The organism is Cellulomonas wangleii (assembly GCF_018388445.1).
GTDB lineage: Bacteria > Actinomycetota > Actinomycetes > Actinomycetales > Cellulomonadaceae > Cellulomonas > Cellulomonas wangleii.
In genome coordinates this window covers 616,619-634,884 of the sequence record NZ_CP074405.1, presented here as the reverse complement: position 1 = coordinate 634,884, position 18,266 = coordinate 616,619, and the positions used below count along the sequence as shown (strand labels likewise).

The 18,266-nt window shown below is 76.6% G+C and carries 15 protein-coding genes and 1 tRNA gene; 6 read left to right on the top strand and 10 right to left on the bottom strand.

Annotation, left to right across the window (positions count from 1 at the left end; translation table 11 throughout):
* Nucleotides 1–168: 168 nt before the first annotated feature.
* The 3 genes from KG103_RS03150 to KG103_RS03140 all read left to right on the top strand — a co-directional run bounded on the left by KG103_RS03150 (nt 169) and on the right by KG103_RS03140 (nt 6,491).
* Nucleotides 169–4,293, top strand: coding sequence for a S8 family serine peptidase (locus tag KG103_RS03150; protein ID WP_207340422.1), 4,125 nt, complete (start codon nt 169–171; stop codon nt 4,291–4,293).
* A 141-nt stretch (nt 4,294–4,434) separates the two neighbouring features.
* Complete coding sequence (locus KG103_RS03145) at nt 4,435–5,823, top strand: DUF3806 domain-containing protein (RefSeq protein ID WP_207340421.1); 1,389 nt, start codon at nt 4,435–4,437, stop codon at nt 5,821–5,823.
* A 134-nt stretch (nt 5,824–5,957) separates the two neighbouring features.
* Nucleotides 5,958–6,491, top strand: coding sequence for a hypothetical protein (locus KG103_RS03140; RefSeq protein ID WP_207340420.1), 534 nt, complete (start codon nt 5,958–5,960; stop codon nt 6,489–6,491).
* A 10-nt stretch (nt 6,492–6,501) separates the two neighbouring features.
* Here the strand turns inward: KG103_RS03140 and KG103_RS03135 are convergent, their stop codons facing one another.
* The 6 genes from KG103_RS03135 to KG103_RS03110 form a co-directional block, all read right to left on the bottom strand.
* Nucleotides 6,502–7,485, bottom strand: coding sequence for a 5'-3' exonuclease (locus KG103_RS03135; RefSeq protein ID WP_207340419.1), 984 nt, complete (start codon nt 7,483–7,485; stop codon nt 6,502–6,504).
* A 126-nt stretch (nt 7,486–7,611) separates the two neighbouring features.
* Complete coding sequence (locus tag KG103_RS03130) at nt 7,612–9,162, bottom strand: hypothetical protein (protein WP_207340418.1); 1,551 nt, start codon at nt 9,160–9,162, stop codon at nt 7,612–7,614.
* A 122-nt stretch (nt 9,163–9,284) separates the two neighbouring features.
* Nucleotides 9,285–9,905, bottom strand: a complete 621-nt coding sequence (locus KG103_RS03125) for an RNA polymerase sigma factor (RefSeq protein WP_207340417.1) — start codon at nt 9,903–9,905, stop codon at nt 9,285–9,287.
* A gap of 219 nt (nt 9,906–10,124) precedes the next feature.
* Entirely contained in the window at nt 10,125–11,633 is a 1,509-nt protein-coding gene (locus tag KG103_RS03120) for a chromosome partitioning protein (RefSeq protein ID WP_207340416.1), read from the bottom strand.
* A 179-nt stretch (nt 11,634–11,812) separates the two neighbouring features.
* Entirely contained in the window at nt 11,813–12,199 is a 387-nt protein-coding gene (locus KG103_RS03115; RefSeq protein ID WP_249670748.1) for an ATP-binding protein, read from the bottom strand.
* 124 nt (nt 12,200–12,323) lie between these two features.
* Nucleotides 12,324–12,557: a PspC domain-containing protein gene (locus tag KG103_RS03110; protein ID WP_207340415.1), complete on the bottom strand. Its 234-nt coding sequence runs from the start codon at nt 12,555–12,557 to the stop codon at nt 12,324–12,326.
* A gap of 165 nt (nt 12,558–12,722) precedes the next feature.
* On the opposite strand from KG103_RS03110, the gene ligD reads away from it, so the two are divergent.
* A complete protein-coding gene (gene ligD / locus KG103_RS03105; RefSeq protein WP_207340414.1) occupies nt 12,723–13,787 on the top strand; it encodes a non-homologous end-joining DNA ligase in 1,065 nt (354 codons plus the stop codon).
* Nucleotides 13,788–13,808: 21 nt separating this feature from the next.
* On the opposite strand, the gene KG103_RS19060 is transcribed toward ligD, so the two are convergent.
* Entirely contained in the window at nt 13,809–14,870 is a 1,062-nt protein-coding gene (locus KG103_RS19060) for a M15 family metallopeptidase (RefSeq protein WP_264758260.1), read from the bottom strand.
* Nucleotides 14,871–15,040: 170 nt separating this feature from the next.
* On the opposite strand from KG103_RS19060, the gene KG103_RS03095 reads away from it, so the two are divergent.
* Entirely contained in the window at nt 15,041–16,558 is a 1,518-nt protein-coding gene (locus tag KG103_RS03095; RefSeq protein ID WP_207340413.1) for a hypothetical protein, read from the top strand.
* 74 nt (nt 16,559–16,632) lie between these two features.
* Nucleotides 16,633–16,977: an MmcQ/YjbR family DNA-binding protein gene (locus tag KG103_RS03090; protein ID WP_207340412.1), complete on the top strand. Its 345-nt coding sequence runs from the start codon at nt 16,633–16,635 to the stop codon at nt 16,975–16,977.
* A 41-nt stretch (nt 16,978–17,018) separates the two neighbouring features.
* Here KG103_RS03090 and KG103_RS03085 read toward each other — a convergent pair whose 3' ends face one another.
* The 3 genes from KG103_RS03085 to KG103_RS03075 form a co-directional block, all read right to left on the bottom strand.
* Nucleotides 17,019–17,729: a LiaF transmembrane domain-containing protein gene (locus tag KG103_RS03085; protein ID WP_207340411.1), complete on the bottom strand. Its 711-nt coding sequence runs from the start codon at nt 17,727–17,729 to the stop codon at nt 17,019–17,021.
* Nucleotides 17,730–17,779: 50 nt separating this feature from the next.
* Entirely contained in the window at nt 17,780–17,971 is a 192-nt protein-coding gene (locus KG103_RS03080; RefSeq protein ID WP_207340410.1) for a hypothetical protein, read from the bottom strand.
* 172 nt (nt 17,972–18,143) lie between these two features.
* A tRNA-Thr gene (locus KG103_RS03075) sits at nt 18,144–18,216 on the bottom strand.
* Nucleotides 18,217–18,266 lie beyond the last annotated feature (50 nt).

The window sequence follows — 18,266 nt, the reverse complement described above, 5'->3', positions numbered from 1 at the left end:
GCTCGGACGACCAGGTTGTGGAGAAGGGGTGACGAAACGCCTACCGGTCAGTAGCGTTCACGGAGCGCCGGGAACCCTGTGACAGCAGCCATACCCGGATGTGACGCCCCGCGGCTGCCCGCGGGGCGCCGACCGCTCCGCGTCGTCCGACACCCGGGATGAGACCCCATGCCACGTCGCCTGCTCGCCGGCCTGACCGCCGCCTCCGTCGTCCTCACCACCGCGCTGCTCGGCACACCCGCTGCGACCGCAGCGCCCCCGCCGGACGACCTCACGGGCCTGCTGGTCGGCCGCGAGGTCCCGGTCCAGCGGACCGAGGGCGTCGGCGACGCGCTCGCCGCGGCCGACGGCACCGTCACCGCGTTCGTCGAGCTCGACACGCCCTCGGGCGTCGAGGTCGCCGCCGACGGCGGGAGCCCGGCCGACGTCCGCGACGCCGCGACCGCCACGCAGGCCGCCGCCGAGGACGTCGTCCCCGCCGAGGCCGGGACCTCCGCCCGCACCGCGGCCGCCCAGCCGCAGCGCCTCGCCACCGTCACCAACCTCGTGTCCGGGGCCCTCGTGCTCGGCGACGCGGCCCAGCTCCGCGCCCTGGCCGACGAGCCCGGCGTGCGCGCCGTGCGCCTGGTCGCCGAGCGCACGCCCGACAACGCCGCCCAGGTCGAGTTCACCCGGACCCTGGCCACGTGGCAGGACACCGGGGTCCTCGGCACCGACGTCACGATCGGCGTCATCGACACCGGGATCGACTACACCCACGCCACCTTCGGCGGACCGGGCACCGTCGAGGCCTACGAGGCCGCGTACGGCGAGAACGGCAGCGGGCCGGTGCCGCAGGGGTCGTACGACCCGGACAAGTATCTCGGCGGCTACGACTTCGCCGGGACCGACTACGACGCCGGCGGTGAGGGCGCGCAGCTCGTGCCCGTGCCCGACGAGAACCCGATCGACGTCAACGGGCACGGCACGCACGTGGCCGGCACCGCCGCCGGGTACGGCGTCACGCCCGACGGCGGGACGTTCGAGGGCGACTACGCGGAGCTCGACACCGTGCTCGACTGGCCCGTCGGCCCGGGCACCGCGCCCGGGGCCGGGCTCTACGCGCTCAAGGTGTTCGGCGACGTCGCCGGCTCGACCAGCCTGTCGGCGCTCGCGCTCGACTGGGCGGCCGACCCGGACGGCGACGGCTCGTTCGACGACCGCCTCGACGTGCTCAACCTGTCGCTGGGTGCGTCCGGCTCCCCCGCGGACGACCCCGAGTCGGCGCAGGTCGCCGAGCTCACGGCGCTCGGCACCACGGTGGTGCTCTCCGCCGGCAACGAGGGTGACATCGAGGACGTCGGCGGCTCGCCCGGCAACGGGTTCGCCGGGCTGACGGTCGCCTGGTCCGTCGGCAAGGACCTCGCGTTCGACTCCCTCGAGGTCGTCGAGGCGTCCGACCCCGCCCTCGAGGGCCGCCACGCCGGGCAGAACTCGGTCGCGTACTCCGGTGAGGACGTCACCGCACCGGTCGCCTTCCTCGGCGAGCGGTTCGACGGCTGCGACCCCTTCACGCCCGAGCAGTCCGCGGCCGTCGCCGGCAAGATCGCCTACCTGTGGTGGGACGACGACGACGCGGCCCGCCGGTGCGGGTCGGTCGCGCGGTTCGACAACGCGACGGCCGCCGGCGCGGTCGGGGTGCTCCTGCCCACCGAGCTGACCCTGTTCTCCGCGGGCATCTCCGGCAACGACGCGATCCCGGGGCTCCAGCTCACCGCAGCGGCCACCGACGCGCTGCTGCCCGAGATCGAGGCCGGCACGCTCGTCGCCCACATCGGTCCGTCGCTCGCGCTCAGCACGCGGCAGGACGTCGGCGCCGACACGCTCAGCACCTCGTCGTCGCGCGGTGTGCACGGCTCGCTGGGCTGGGGCAAGCCCGACGTGGCCGCGCCCGGTCAGCAGATCGTGTCCGCGGCCGTCGGGTCCGGCAACGGCGGGTCGTCGAAGAGCGGCACCTCGATGGCCGCCCCGCACGTCGCCGGCATCGCCGCGCTCGTCCGCGAGGCGCACCCCGGGTGGTCCGCGACCCAGATCAAGGCCGCGATCGTCAACACCGCGACGCACGACCTGGCCACCGAGGCCGGCGGCGACCTGTTCTACGGCCCGGCCCGCGTCGGCTCCGGCCGGGTCGACGCGCTCGCCGCGGTGACGAGCAGCACGCTCCTGTACAACGCGCAGCAGCCCCAGCAGACGTCGGTGAGCTTCGGCGTCGTCCCGCTGGCGGACGAGCCGGTGACGATCCGCAAGGCGGTCACCGTGCAGAACCTCGGGTCGACCGCCCGCACCTACAGCACGCAGGTCACCTCGAGCACCACGGCGGGCGCCGCGACGATCACCGCCTCGCCGGCCAGCCTGCGGGTGCCCGCCGGCGGAACCGGCGTCGTGACGCTCACGTTCACGGCCGACCCGGCGACCGTCGCGCGGCAGATCGACCCCACGCAGCAGGTCGAGCAGATCCCCCGCCTGCCGCGCGAGTACGTCTCGCAGGTGTCGGGCCGGCTGGTCCTGACGTCCGGGGACACGCAGTGGCGCCTGCCGGTGCAGGGCACGCCCCGTCCCACCACCGACCTCGAGGCCGCCGCCGTGACGTTCCCCGACGCCGCGGCGCAGACCGCGGAGCTGGTGTTCAGCGGTCGTGACGTCGAGGCCGAGGGCTGGAGGGGCCTCGCCTCGCCGCTGGTGCACGCCGCGGACTCCCCGCGGCTCGAGGCGCTGCCCGCGAGCGTCGAGACGTCGCGCTCGACGATCGCGGCCGGTGACGTCCGGCACGTCGGCTGGGCGTCCACCGCACCCGCGGTGGTGGCCGACGGCGGCGACCCGACGCTCGAGGGGTACCTCGGCGTGGGCATCGCGACGGACGGCGACTGGGCGGTCCTGGGCCACGCCCTGCAGCCGTGGGTGCTCGTCGACACGGACGGCGACGCCGAGCCCGACGTGGCGGCGATCGCCAGCAAGATGACCGACACCGACTACACCGTCGTCGAGACGTACGACTGGGAGACCGGCGACCTGCTGGCCGGACCCGAGCTGCTGTACCCGTTCGGCGGCGGGCTCGAGATGGGCGCGTTCGACAACAGCACCGTCGTGGTGCCGGTGCCGCTCGCGGCGCTCGGGGTCGAGGCCGGCACCGAGGTCGGGGTGTGGGCGCAGATGCGCAGCCCGTACGCCGTGTCGGGCGACGGCGTCGTCGACTCGGTCGGCCCGTTCACCGTCGACCCGTACGACCCGCCGCTGTGGTTCGAGCCGGCCACCGACGACCTGTTCGTCGCCCCGGCGGCGGACGGCCGCTCGATCACCGTCCACGGCGGTCCGGGGGCGGCCGACGCCGACGTGCTGGTGCTGCACCACCTCAACGGCGCGGGCGACCGCGCGCAGGTGGTGGACGTGACCGCGCCGGAGGCCGTCGCGACGACGACGACCCTCGAGGTGGACTCGGAGCGCACCGCCGGCCAGGGCAACCTGCTGCAGATGACGGTCGCCCCGCGGGACGCCACGGGCACGTTCACGCTGTACGACGGCGACACGGAGATCGGCACGACCGAGGTCGTGGACGGCGGCGGCGTGTGGAGCACGTGGTCGCTCGGGGCCGGCACGTACCGGTTCCGCGCGCAGTTCACGCCGGACGACCCGCGGTACGCGCCGTCGTCGTCGCCGGTCGTGGAGGTGGCGCTGGCACGCTCGACGTCCACCACGACGCTGAGCGTCTCGCCCGCGAACGTGCGCTACGGGCAGCCGGCCACGGCCACGGTCACGGTGACCGGCGGGAGCTGGGCACCGTCCGGTGCGGTGACGATCAGCGAGCGCGGCAAGGTCCTGGCCACCGCCGACCTCACGGTCGACGAGCTGACCGGCACCGCGACGGTCGAGCTGCCGCGCGACCTGGCGACCGGCAGCCACCGGCTCGTCGCGGAGTTCGCCGGGAGCACCGACGTCGCGGCCTCGCAGGGCGGCGCGCAGCTGCGCGTGGCACCGGCACCGGCGAGGGTGACGCTCGAGGCGGACAGCTGGACCGTCCCGCGCGGGAGCACCCCCACGGTGACCGTGCGCGTGGGCGGCGGCGAGGGCGCACCGGCGGCCACCGGCCACGTCACGGTGCTGCTCGGGCTGCGCTCGCTCGGCACCTACCGGCTCACGGACGGCGCGGCGAGCGTCACGCTGCCGCCCGTCCGCTCCACCGGCGTGCTCACGGTGCTGTACGGCGGCGGCGGCGGGTACCTGCCGGGTGCTGCCGCGCAGGTGGTGCGCGTGGGCTGACACGTCCTCACCGCGCATCGAGCGGGTGCCGCCCGGGGTCCGACCGGGCGACACCCGCTCGCGCGTGTTCAAGCCGGGGCGCCGCCCGGCCGATGCGTGCACATGGGACTGGACCGACAGGCACCGCAAGGGAGCGGATCCGTGCTGCCCGCCCCCCACGGCCCGACCGACGCGTCCCCGCCCGAGGGACCGGCCGCCGTGACGGAGGGCGGGACGCCGGACACCGGTGCGCTGCTGCGCGTGGTCGAGCACCTCGCCGAGGTGCCCGACGAGGTCGAGCCGGACGACACGGCGGACGACGCGGAGGGGCCGCGTCCGGCGTCGCCCGACCAGGTCGACGCGGCCGTGGCCCCCGAGGACGCCGAGGACGCCGAGGACACCGAGGACACCGAGGACACCGAGGACACCGAGGACACCGTGGCACCCGAGGACACCCCGGACACCGCCGGGGACGTGCCGCCGCAGGACCCGGCACCCGAGGACGCACCCGCCGTCGACGACGAGCCGGACGCACCCGCACCCGACGAGGACGCGGCACCGGCCGCACCGGACAGCCCCGCCACAGACTCCGAGGGCGATGCGCCCCGTGACGAGCCCGCGGCCGTGGCAGATGCCGGGAGCACCGACGACGCCGAGCCTGCCGACGACGAGCCGGCGGACGACGAGCCCGCGGACGACGAGCCCGACGACGACGCCGAGCCTGCCGACGACGAGCCGGCGGACGACGAGCCCGCGGACGACGAGCCCGACGACGACACCCAGCCTGCCGACGACGAGCCGGCGGACGACGAGCCGGCGGACGACGAGCCGGCGGACGACGAGCCCACGGACGACGAGCCCGACGACGAGACCCAGCCTGCGGACGACGGGCCCGTCGGCGACGACACCGGGCCCACCGGCACCGAGCCCGCGGAGACCGAGCACAGCGACGACGACCCCACGGGGACCACGGACGACGGCACCGTCGGCGACGAGCCGGTGGACGTCGATCCGCCCGTCGCCGAGGGCGACCCGACGCCCGACGCGGCCGCGACCGTGCCGACCCCCCACCCCGTCCCGGCGGCCCCGACCTCCCCGGTCGGGCCCGTGGCGGCGGCGCTGTCGGACACGCGGCACCGGATCGACGAGCTGAACCCGGCCGAGCGGCTGTTCCTCGGCCAGCAGCGGGCGCTGATCGCGGAGCTGTGCCGCGACCCGTTCGACGTCGACGAGGTCGGCGCGTTGTTCGACCGCGTGCACGAGCAGTGGACGCAGGCCGACGACCGCCCCGACCCGCTGCCGCTCGCGGACGCGTTCGGCGTCGCGCTCGGCGACCTCGTGTGCGCCCAGGCGCCGGACCTGGGCTGGGCGACGTGCAGCGACCGGTTCGGCACCGAGATCGTGCTGGCCCGGGAGGACCCCGAGGTGCTCGTCTACCCGATCGCGTCCGTCGCGCGGGACTGGCCGAGCGCCGGACCCGGCTGGTTCGTGGCGCACCTGGCGACGGTGCTGCGGGGCGTCCGCCCGGAGGGCGCACCGCACGACGCCTGACCCCTGATCTGCGGGCCCCGCACCGCCTCACCACCCCCCGGGAGAGGCGGCCGGGGCCCGCTGCTGTGCACGGCCGCGACGCGCCGCAGACGTCCGATGTCATGCCGGACGCCCGGGATGACGATACTGGGGGGGTGACGACGTTCGACGACACCGGCATCTTCGAGCTGGTCGACGAGGAGCAGGACGCTCCCGAGCGACCGCAGCGCGCACGTGTGGTGGCCGTGCTGGCGGTTGCGGCCGCCCTCGTCGTCGCGGGCGTGACGTGGCTGCTGCTGGCGCGGTCGGCCGACGCACCCGCCCCGGAGCAGCTCTCCGTCGAGCTGCTGGACCGGCCGGCCGAGCCCACCGACGTGCTCCCCTCCGAGGTCGTCGAGCAGACGGGCGTCGACCCGGCGAGCTCGCGCTTCGCCGTCCGCACCGCCGCCGGTCAGCACTACGCGGCGACGCGGTGGGACGGCAGCCTGTGCCTGGTGGCGGTGCCGGACGGGGACGCCGCCCGCGTGGTCTGCGTCGCACCGTCCGCCACGGCCACGGCCACGCTCACGGGTCCCGACGCGTCGCGCGTCCGGCTGGGCACCGACACCGCGCCCGCCCCGGACGCGTCCGAGGGGTGGCGCGCCGCGGGCGCGAACGTGTGGGTGCTGGACGCGCCCCCGGCGGGCTGACCGCCGCGCGTCAGCCGTCCCCGCGGCCGCCCTCCGCGGTCAGCACGTCCACCAGCCGGCGCACGCTGGACGCGAGGCCCCAGCGCTCCGCGAGCGCGACGAGCGCGTCCGGGTCGGCGGGCACCGTCGGCAGGTGGTCGTCCACGTCGTCGACGGGTGCGTCGGGTGCGACGGTCACCACGCGCGGCGCCACCGCGAGGTAGTCGGCCGCGTCGGTGAGCCGGGTGCGCTGCGTCGCCGTCAGGCCCCGGTCCCCCGCGTCGCGCGCCGCGAGCACGCCCTCCAGGGTCCCGTAGCGGCGCAGCAGCGCCGCCGCGGTCTTCTCCCCGATCCCGGGCACGCCGGGCAGCCCGTCGCTCGGGTCACCGCGCAGCACGGCCATGTCCGCGTACGCGCGACCGGTGGCCACCCCGTACCGCTCCTGCAGCACCTGCTGGTCGACCACCAGCAGGTCCTTGACGCCCTTCACCGGGTACAGCACGCGCACCGGGACGTCGTCGTCGACCAGCTGGAAGAGGTCCCGGTCGCCCGTCACGACGTCGACCGCGGCACGCTCGCCGGCGGGCCGTGCCGCCTCGCGGGCGACGAGGGTGCCGATCACGTCGTCCGCCTCGTACCCGGGCGCCCCCAGGCGCGGGATGCCCAGCGCCGCGAGCACGTCGACGATGACGGGCACCTGCGCGGTGAGCGCGTCGGGGACCTCCTCGACGCCGGTGGTCCCCGGGACCTCGCGCGCCACCCGGTGCGCCTTGTACGACGGCACGGCCTCGACGCGGAACGCCGGACGCCAGTCGTCGTCCCAGCAGGCGACCAGGCGGGTCGGGTGACGGTCCGCCACCAGCCGGGCGATCATCTCGAGGAGCCCGCGCACGGCGTTGACGGGTGTGCCGTCGGGGGCCCGCACGGAGTCGGGGACGCCGAAGAAGGCGCGGAAGTACAGCGAGGCGGAGTCCAGGAGCAGCAGACGCCCGGCGGGTCCGGCGGTGGCGGTCATGGGGGAACGCTACCGATCCGCCGCCTCGCCGGGCGGGGAGCCGGTGGCGCCGTGCCGTGGCCCTCCACCACGGCGCGACGCCACCGGTGCGCGGGCCCGCCGGACACGCGGCTCGTCCCGGCCCCGTCAGGCGGGGCTCAGGTCGAGCTGGTCCTCCACCACCGCGACGACGCTCCACGTCCCGCCGTCGGCGTCGGTGAGCTCCCACGCCGGGACCACGAGCACCGCACCGTCCGGTGCGGTGAGCACCGTGACACCCAGCCGCGCACCGGTCAGGGTCACCTGCTGCACGGGCCACGCCACGGGGTCGCCGGGCGCGGGCACCGGGGGCACGGTCGGCTCGACGGGCTCCGGCAGGATCGTCGCGGGCTCGTCGAGCGTCGCGACGCCGCCCTCGGCACGAGCGGCGAGCGGCACGACGCCGCCCGGCGACCCGCCGAACCGGGGGTCGTTCAGCCGCTCGACGGCCTCGTCGGCGCCGATCACGTCGTACGTGCCGAGCGGCACGAGGGGCGCGAGCGTGCCGTAGAGCGACTGCACGCCGTCCCCGGCCAGCTGCACCGACCACGCCATCCCGGTCTGGTTGCCGTCGACGACCTGCGTGCCGGTCACGCTCACCAGCCCGGGCACCCCGGTCTCGTCGGTCACCGCGACCTCGTAGCCGTCGGGACCCACACCGAGCTCGGCCATGAGGTCGCGGGCCCGCTCGATCGCGGCGTCGCCGGTCGGGGTGCCGGCGGGGTCGCAGACACCGGGGTCGACGACGGCGGGCTGCTCGTCCGGCGCGGGCTGGATCGAGACGTCCGGCGCACCGCCCGCCGCAGCGCCCACCGATCCCCCGACGGACCCCGGCGCCGCGGGCTCGGCGGACGCACCGTCGTCGGGCGCGCTCGACGGGTCCACCGTGCAGGCGGCGGGGTCGTGGGCCGGGTCGTAGAACCAGGTGCTCGCGTACCCGTCGATGCCCACCTGGACCGTCGCGGACGTGCCGTCGGACGCACCGACGACCCACTGCCCCCACTCCTGGCGCGGCTCACCGGGCACGCCGAGCACCTCGGCCACCTGCGCCGCCGTCTGCGCCGTGGCGGCCTGCGACGCGTCGAGCGCCCACGCCTGCGCGGACCCGCCTGCGCCGTCCAGGTCGCTGCCCGTGAACACCGTGCGCCCGCCGAACCACCCGCCGGCCATGCGCGCGTCCGCTGCCATCTCGGTGGCACCCGCGCCGCCTCCCTGCAGCGCGATCGCCGGCGCGCCCGGCTCGTCCGCACCCGCGGCACCGATCGCGTACCCGCCGGCGCCGACGACCGCGACGCCCGCGGCGACGGCGGCCGCCTGCAGCCACCGGGCAGGGCGGCGCCGGGCACGGGCCGCGGCGAGCTCGTCGGTCACGGGTGCGGCACCCCCGGGCCCCAGCGGTACACCGGTGCTCGCGGCGAGGCGCGCCTGCAGACGTGCGGCGTCCGGTGTCGCACCGGCCGCCGGGTCGGCGGCGCGCACGCGGGCCACGGCGTCGTCGGCGCCGTCCGGGAGGTCGGCGGGGCCGGAGGTCTCGACGGGGCCGGAGGTCTCGGCAGGGCCGGGGGCCTCGGCAGGGCGGGGAGTGTCGGCGGTCCCTCCGCTGCCCCGGGCGTCAGGGGCGGCGTCGTCGGGGACGCCGGGGTCGCGCATGTCGTCCATGTGGTCCTCCTGGGGCGGGCTCGGCCCGTGGTCCGTTCCTGCTCCGTCTGTGTGCCGGGGGCGGCGGGTCTTGCAGCGGTGGGACGTCGCGGTCCGCTGCGCGGGCCGGGTCGAGGCGTCGGTCAGCCGTCGACGCCGGCCGCGGCGAACGCGGTCCGCAGCCGCGCCCGGGCGCGGGAGAGGGCCGCGTCGGCCCCGCCCCGGCCGATGCCGAGCGCGGCGGCGAGCGCCTCCCCCGCCAGGCCCTCCCAGGCGTGCAGCAGCAGCACCTCGCGGTCGCGCGCCGACAGGCCCGCGAGCACGGTCCGCACGGTGTCGTCGCGCACGGCGCGCAGCGCGGGGTCGTCGGCGTCCGTCTCCTCCGGGACGTCCGCGACGGGCACGGGTCGGCTCTTGCGCCGGTGGTTGGCCACGACGTAGCCCGCGGTGCGGTAGAGCCACGGCAGCTCGGCGCCCTCCGGCACGTCGTCGCGGCGGCGCCAGGCGGTCGTCAGCACGTCGGCGGTCAGGTCCTCGACGTCCGACGCGGCGACCCGCCGCAGGACGTACCGGTGCACGGCGGTGGCGTGCGACCGCACCAGGTCCTCGAACCACGCCGCGTCACGCCCACCGCCCCCGGTGACGGCGTCGCGGTCGTGCGCGCCGGCGCCCGCCGTGTCGACGTCCGCCGTGTCGCCGTCCGCGGCGTCGACGGGGCTCGGGACGGTGCGGGGGTCGGTGTCGTGCTCAGGGTGCGCGGGCACTGCGGCTCCCGGGTCGGGCGTGCGTCGGACGTCGGTCGGGACGGTGCGGGCACCACCCTCACCCTCCCGGTGTCGCGACCGGTCCCGATCTTGCACGACCCGGTCGATCCGGCGCGAGCCGCGCGATCCGGCCCGGCCCGGCGCGACGTCACCGCCGGTGCGGTCCGCCTGCCCGGCAGGTCGGGGCCGCCGGCGGGTCACGCCGGCGGCCCGTCGACGTCACAGGCCGTCGGCCACCACGGCGGTCGCGCGGAGCCAGGCGTCCCGCGTCGCGGGGCGCAGCGAGGCGTGGTCGATCGGTCCGCCGGACACGAGCGCCTTGTCGTGCGGGACCTCGAGGACCGCCCGGGTCAGCGCACCGAAGTGCGAGCGCAGCCGCTGGCGCAGGTCCTTGTCGACCTTGGGCTCGGGGAACGACAGGATCGTCACCGCCTGCCGCACCAGCTCCTCCTGGCCCGTCGCCCGCAGCGCGTCCAGCGCCCACGCGGCGGACTGCGCGGTGTCCTCGCGCAGCGTCGACACCACGACCAGCTGGTCGGCCGAGCGCACCGCCGCCTGCCAGTTCGAGGCGCGCATGTTGTTGCCGGTGTCCACGACGAGCACCCGGTAGAACTGCGTCAGCACGTCGTGCAGCGCCCGGTACGACGCCGCGTCGACGCTCTCGATCGACGCCGCGTTCTCGTCGGAGGCCAGGACGTCGAACTGCTCGTCCTGCTGCGTGCGCACGAACTGGTCGAGGTCGCCGATGCGCAGGGTGCCGCGCTGCGTGAGGTCCGGCAGGGAGTGCAGCAGGTCCACCGCGGTGCGCGTGTGGTCCCCGTGCGACGAGCGCCAGCCCAGCGTGCCCCGCGTCTCGTTGTTGTCCCAGGCCAGGGTGTACCCGCCGCGGGCGAGCCCGAACGTCGAGGCCAGCAGCATCGTGGCGGTGGTCTTGTGCGCGCCGCCCTTGGGGTTGACGACGACGACCGTGCGCGGACCGTCGAACGTGCGGCGGATCGCCTCGACCTGGGAGCGACGCGCACGCTCGGCCGCGCCGGGTCGCGGCTTGACCGCCCCGAACGTGAGGCGACGGACCGTGCGCTGCCAGCCCTGCTCGGCCGGGCCCTCGTGGCCGGGGTGCCGGGCGGCGAGCAGGTCGTCGAGCGTGGGCAGGGTCGCCGGGTCGGCCGCGCGCCGCTCGGCTCGCGTCCCGGACGTCGGCGCGCCGGAGGGCACCGCGGGCACGGCCCCGGAGGTGGCGACAGGCCCGCCCTGTGCCGCGTCGGCCGCGACCACGGGGGTCGCGCCGCTGGGCACCACGGGCGTCGGCGCCGACAGCGGGTCCGGCGTGGACCAGGCGGCCGGCTCGACGACGGGCACCGGGGCGCTGAGCGCCAGGTCGCGCTCGTCCGCCTCGTCGACGCGTCCGTCGGGGTGGATCAGCAGGGCCCACAGCCCGTCGGGGTCCCGGACCTCGACGGGCAGCGCACGGCCCGCGTCGGCCGCGAGCGCGGCGATGCGCCCCGTCACGGCGGCGCCCGCCTGCGCGAGGTCGGCCATCGCGATGGTCTCCCGGACGCCGTCGACGGAGATCTCGCCCGTGCCGTCCTCGCGGACCTCGGCCGTGATCTGCGGCAGGCGCAGGGGCGCGTCGTCGCCGTCCACCGCCGCGACCGACCCGGTGGTCGTCGGGACCGCGCCCGTCGCGGTGCCCGGCTCCGTGGCCACGTTGCCGTTCTTGCCCGTCATGTCTGCTCCCTACGTCCTGCCCGGCACGCGACCCACCGTCAACGGCACCCCGCAGGCGCGAGCACGCCACATCCTGGACGAACGTATCGCCAGACCAGCAGACGCGCACAACGGACGTCGACCGCAGCGCACCATGCACTCGTGGCCCCGCGCACACCGCCGCCGCGCGGACGCGGGCGTCAGTCGTCGGTGTCGACCTCGAACCACACGGTCGTGCCGCCGTCGGCCAGCCGGGCCGAGCCCCAGGCGGTGGACAGCGCGTCGACCAGGGCCATGCCACGCCCGTTCGGCTCGGTGGGCTCGGGGTGCCGGACCCGCGGCACGCCGCCCCCGCGGTCGGTGACGGCGACGCGCACGACACCCCCGTCGACCCGCACGGCCACGCGGACCGGCTCGTCGGCCGGTCCGTGGATCACGGCGTTGGACACGAGCTCACCCGCGAGCAGCTCGATGACCTGGTTGGACGCACCCCCGACACCGGCTCCGGCGACGGCCCGCATGACCCAGTGGCGTGCGTGCCGGGGGGCACTGCGCTCGGCGGTCAGGACCAGCTCGTCGTCGAGCACGGGCGGGGGCGTACCGCGGCGGCTGCGAAGGTCACGGACTTCTCCCACGGGCACCAGGGTGCCTGACGCGGCGGCGTCGTGCCGCCTGGGACCACGACCCGGACGGGTGACCAGCACCATGCGGTCAGTGCGTCCGGGCAGGCGGCACCCATCCCTGCGGCGGCATGCAGAACCACAGCACCGCGTACACGACGACCGCGCTGCCGGGCAGGATCGTCAGGAGCAGCAGCGCGAGGCGCACCATCCACGCGTCGATCCCGGTCCGCGCCGCGACCCCCGCGCACACCCCCGCCAGCCACCGTCCGTTCTGCGGTCGCACCAGACCCGCCCGTGCGAACGCCCCACGTATGCCGTCCATCGGTCCTCCTCGTCGTCGGTACGACGAGTCTGGACGGCCGTCCGCGTCGACGCCTCCGGGACGACCCCGGAACCGACCCTGAGGCGACCCCGGTCGCGGTCGGGGCCGGGCGACCGGGGTGCCTGCGGGGGGCACGTGGCGGCACCGGCCTCTACGGTGTGACCCATGGCACAGACCGCGGCGGTGGAGCTGGACGTCCGGGGGCGCACGGTGCGGGTCAGCAGCCCGGACCGCGTCGTGTTCCCGGAACGCGGCCTGACCAAGCTGGACGTGGTGCAGTACTTCCTGGCCGTGGGCGACGGGATCCTCGGCGCGCTGCGCGACCGCCCCACCACCCTGGAGCGCTGGCCCAAGGGCGTCTTCGAGGGCGCCCGCATGGCGACCCGGCAGGACTCCTCCGGTGACGCGTTCTACCAGAAGCGTGTCCCGCAGGGTGCGCCGGAGTACGTCGAGACGTCCCGGATCGCCTTCCCGTCGGGCCGCACGGCCGACGAGGTGGCGCCCACCGAGCTGGCGGTCGTGGCGTGGGCCGCGAACCTGGGGACCCTGACCTTCCACCCGTGGCCCGTGGTGCGCGACGACGTCGACCGGCCGGACCAGGTGCGCATCGACCTCGACCCGCAGCCCGGCACCGACTTCGCGGACGCCGCGCGCGTGGCCCCGCACGTGCGCGAGCTGCTCGCCGAGCACGGGCTGGAGGGGACCCCCAAGACGTCGGGCGGGCGAGGGCTGCACGTCTTCGTGCCGATCGAGCCGGAGTGGACGTTCACCGACGCGCGCCGCGCCACCATCGCGTTCGGCCGGGAGCTGGAGCGTCGTCTGCCGGACCAGGTGACGATGCGGTGGTGGAAGGAGGAGCGCGGCCGCAAGATCTTCGTCGACTACAACCAGATGGCCCGGGACCGCACGATCGCGTCCGCGTACTCGATCCGCTCGAACCCGCGCGCGACCGTGTCGGCGCCGCTGGCGTGGGACGAGGTCGGCGAGGCGCACCCGGACGACTTCGACGTGTCGACCATGCCCGCCCGGTTCGCGGCCGTCGGCGACCTGTTCGCCCCGCTCGTGGCCGGGGGCACGCCCCGGTACCGCCTGGACTCCCTGCTGGAGCTGGCGGACCGCCAGGCGCACGACGAGGGCCACGGCGACCTGCCCTACCCCCCGGAGTACCCGAAGATGCCGGGCGAGCCCAAGCGCGTGCAGCCCAGCAAGGACCGCGACCGCCCCCGCTGACGCGCCGGCGCGCCGACGCCGTCAGCCCCGGTACTCGTAGTGCCAGTACTCCGGGTTCGAGCCGCCCTGCCGGGCCCACGTGGGCGAGACCCAGCCGTACGCGGGGCCGTTGGCCACGAGCCAGGCGCGCGCCGGGGAGTCCCAGCCGTACTCGCACGGCAGCTCCGGCACGTCCAGGGCCAGGCCGGTGCCGTGCGAGGACGTGCCGGGCACCGCCGCGACCGAGCCGAGCGCCGCGCGCATCGCCACCTGCGTGTCGAGGTCGCGGTACGTGAGGTCCAGCGCCAGGTCGTGCCCGAGCGCGGCGCGGAACGCCCGGTTCAGCCGCTCGAGGGCGGCCGCCGCGTCCGCGCGCAGGTAGAACGGTGTGCCGCGGGAGTCGCGCGTCCAGGAGACGGCCGTGAGCGCGGAGGGCGGCAGCCGGCCGTTCGACCCGTCGCCCCCCTCCGTGGGCACCGACGTGTAGAACGCGGGCCCACCGTAGGTCGTCGCGCACCGGTCGGCGCCCCCGCCCGGTGCGGGAGGCGTCCCGGGCCGGCTGGTCGCCCGCACCGCCCGGGCGGCCTCGGCCGCGACCCGGGCCGCCTCCCGCTCCGCCACGCGTGCCTGCTCCGCCGCCACCGCCACGTGCACGGCCTGCTCGGCGGCGGCCAGCTCCGCCGCGAGCCGCCGGGCGGCCAGCGGCGACGCGGTGGGTGCGGCCGCCCGGCCCGCCTCGAGGTGGGCTGTCAGCGCGGCACGTGGCGCGTCGTCGTCACCGACGCGCTCGGCGGACGCCTCCAGCGTCTGCTGCCCCCGCGCGAGCGCCGCCTCGAGCGCGGAGCGGGCGTCGGTCAGCAGGGCGGACGAGCCCACCGCGTCGGACGTCGCCCCCTCGACGACCCGGGCGGCCACGTCCGCGTGCACCACCGCGAGCGCGTCGTCGACACGCCCGAGCGCCGCCTCCCGCTCCGCCTGCGCCGCGCGCCGATCCGCCGAGGTCCACGTCTGCACGCCGACGCCCACGCCGAGGGCGAGGGAGACCGCGGTGACGGCGGCGACGGCGACGCGACGGATGAGGACCTCCCCGGGGACCGTCGTCACGGTAGCCGAGCCCGCGGCGGGCGCCACCGCAGGGGGCGCCGGGCGCGACGCCCCCTGCGGTGGCGCCGAACCGGCGCGTGGCCGGGCGGGCGCGTCGGGCACGCTCCGCCTCGCCACGACTCACACGTCCGGGTCCTCAAGGCGCGCGCCGCCGGCGCCGATGAGCGGGCATGGACACCGTCTCGCCCGCGCCCGCGGCGAGGTCCGCCGCCCCCACGGCACCCTTGCTCGCACGCCCGCTGACTCCCGGGGAGTCCGCCCACCTCGACCGCCTGCGTGCCTGGCTGCGGGCGGACGGCACCGACGCGCACGACGCCGCGGCGCTCGACGCCCGCTGGGCGCGCCTGCTGCACACGCACCCGGCGGACGCGCCCGCACCCGCCGGGGTCTCCGCCGCGCTCGGGATCGCGGTCGGCGACCTCCTGCTCGCGTCGGTCACCGACGCGGTGTGGATGATGTGCCCCGGCCCCGACGGTGCGACCCCCGGCGTGCTGCTGCCGGACCGGCCCCACATGCCCGTGCTGCCGGTGCTCGACGCCCACCAGCGCTGGCGGGTGCGGTCGCCCTCGTGGACGGTGGACTACGTGCAGCGGGCGGCGGCGCACCTGATGTCCGGTCGGCAGCAGGTCCCCACGCCGCACCCCGCCCCCCGGTCCGAGCAGCCGCCGGCCGCGGCGGCGCCGGAGCCCGCCTGGGCGCCGGCCGTGGTCCCCGACGCCCCCGCCGACGAGCCCACCCCGGAGCGCGCGGCGTGGACCCCCACGGTCGTCCAGGACACCGGGGCCGACGAGCCCGACCCGGAGCCCGCCGGCTGGAGCCCGACGTTCGTCGAGGACACCGGCAGCGACGTCGGGGCGTACGACGACGCGATCCAGGACCCCGACCCGGAGCCCGCCGCCTGGACCCCCACGGTCGTCCAGGACACCGGCCCCGACGAGCCCGACGACGAGCCCGCCGCCTGGACCCCCACGTTCGTCGAGGGCACCGGCCCCGACGGCACCGACCTCCCGGGCACGTCCCCGGCACCCGCCGCGTGGACCCCCACGGTCGTCCAGGACACCACCGGGACCGACGAGCCCGACGAGCCCGACGACGAGCCCGCCGCCTGGACTCCCACGTTCGTCCAGGACACGGCCGAGCGGTTCGCGACGCCCGACGCCCCCGTGCCCGTGGTCCTCGAGGAGCCCGCGGTCGTCGAGGAGCCCGCGGTCGTCGAGGAGCCCGTGGTCGCACCGCAGTCGACGGTCACGCCGGGTCGCGGCCTGCCCGTCACGGCGCACCAGCACCTCACGCCGGAGGACCTGCCGCACCGACCCTCGGAGCGGGTCCAGGACCTGGCGCTGCGCGCCCTCGAGCTCGCACTGGACCGGGCCGTCGCCGACGCCGCGGGGTCCGCCCCGTTCGTGCTGGTGCGCGAGGGGTACGACGTCGAGGTGCTGGACTTCCCGCACTCCGACGCGGGCCTCGCGCAGGCGCGGGACGCTGCCCGGTCCGGCGGGTACACCGCTGCCGCGGTCGCCTGGACCAGCCCGGCCGACGCGACACGCCCCCACCCCCGGGTGGTCGTCGACGCGTCCGCGGCGGGCCGCCCCGGCATCCGGGTCGCGCACTCGTACGCGCACGACGAGCGCGGTGGCCACGAGGTCGGCGGACCGCTCGTCGTCGGGCAGTCGGCACCGGTCCTCTAGCCGTCCGGCCGCACCCCGGGAACGGCCGCGCGACCGCCGCGCGGACCCCGGGGACCCGGCCCTACGATCGCCCCGTGGCCGACCGTGACACGCCCGCCCACGCCGCGGCGGAGGAACGCCTGCACCGGGTCGCGCAGGAGCTCGCCGACCTGCCGGGCGTGGTGCTGCCCGCGGACGGCCGCCGCCACTTCGGCACCGCGACGCTGCGCGTCCACGGCCGCATCGCCGCCTTCACACCCGAGGACCGGCTCGTGGTCAAGCTCCCCGCCGACCGGGTGGCCGCGCTGGTCACGTCGGGCGAGGGCCTGCCCTTCCCGACGGGACGGCCCCCGATGCGCGAGTGGGTCGCGGTCACGTCGGACGACCCCGCCGTCTGGCGCGCGCTGCTCGCGGAGTCCGTGACGTACGTCGGCGCCTGACCGCGGCTGTCGGACGACGGTGCCGTCGGACGACGGTGCCGTCAGACGACGGGTGCGTCGGTGACGACCGGCTCGGCCTGCTTCTTGCCGTGCCGCACCTCGGCGCCGGCCATGATCGCCACGATGCGCACGTCCAGCACGGGCCCGCCGCCGACGGGTGGCTGCGTCTTGTTCTCCCAGCCGCCGAGCAGCGGCAGCCCCGACGTGCGGACCTCCCAGGTGCGGGGCACCTTGATCTCCACACCGCCCCAGAACGTGAACACGTCGATGCGCGCGGTGCCCTGGATGTCGGCCTCGCGCAGGTCCAGCTCGACGCCGCCCATGATCGCCGTCAGGCTCGCGGACCGGAAGTGCGGGGACCGGCTGCGCCGCTCCGTGCCCCACCAGAAGGCGAGAGCCGTGATGCGGTCGTCCTGCTGCTCCCGCGACGCGGCGCCGAACGTGATGCCCAGGCCGACGAGGATCACCGCGATCGGCCACAGGTAGTCCCACACGTCGACGTCGAGCACGTCCAGCCGGTCCAGCAGCAGCACCACGCCGGCCGCCGTGATGACGACGGGACCGAACCACGCGCGCGGCACCAGCAGCAGCGAGGTCAGCCCGGCCAGCACCACCAGCAGCGGCCACAGGGTCGAGGCGACCATGCCGAGGTCGATCTCGACCACGCCGGTGCGCTCGAGCAGGAGCACCACCCCGGCGAGCACGACGAGCACACCGAGAAGCACCTGACCGAGCGAGCGACGACCGTCCACACCCCCACGCTATCCCCCGTAGGCCCCGGCGTCACGGACGAATCCGCAGGTCAGTGGGTTGCACCCACCGGGTGCTCCGGGCGCGTCGCCGCGGTGCGCACGCACTGGGGGCAGGGCTCGCAGCCCTCGGTGCCCTCAACCTTGTCGAACCACGCGAGGTTCCGGCCGGCGGGGCAGTCGTCGTCCTCGTGGAAGACGTGCGGGGCGTTGCTGCGAGCAGAGTGGTACGGACGGACGTGCATGTCGGCCTCCTTGCCGATGCGCCCTGCCCTTGCGGGCCGTCCTCGCAGGCTAGGAGGCCGGGCGGGCCAGGACCCGGGACCTCGGTCCGTGGTGCGACGTGGCCGCCCGGAGCCGTCACGGGGCCGGGGACGACGAAGGCCCCGCACGCACCGTGCGGGGCCCTCGTTCCGGAGCCGCCTAAGGGAATCGAACCCTTGACCTTCTCATTACGAGTGAGACGCTCTGCCGACTGAGCTAAGGCGGCATCGTCGTCCGACCGCGCACGTGCGCGACCGATCGGCGAGCGCGCCCACT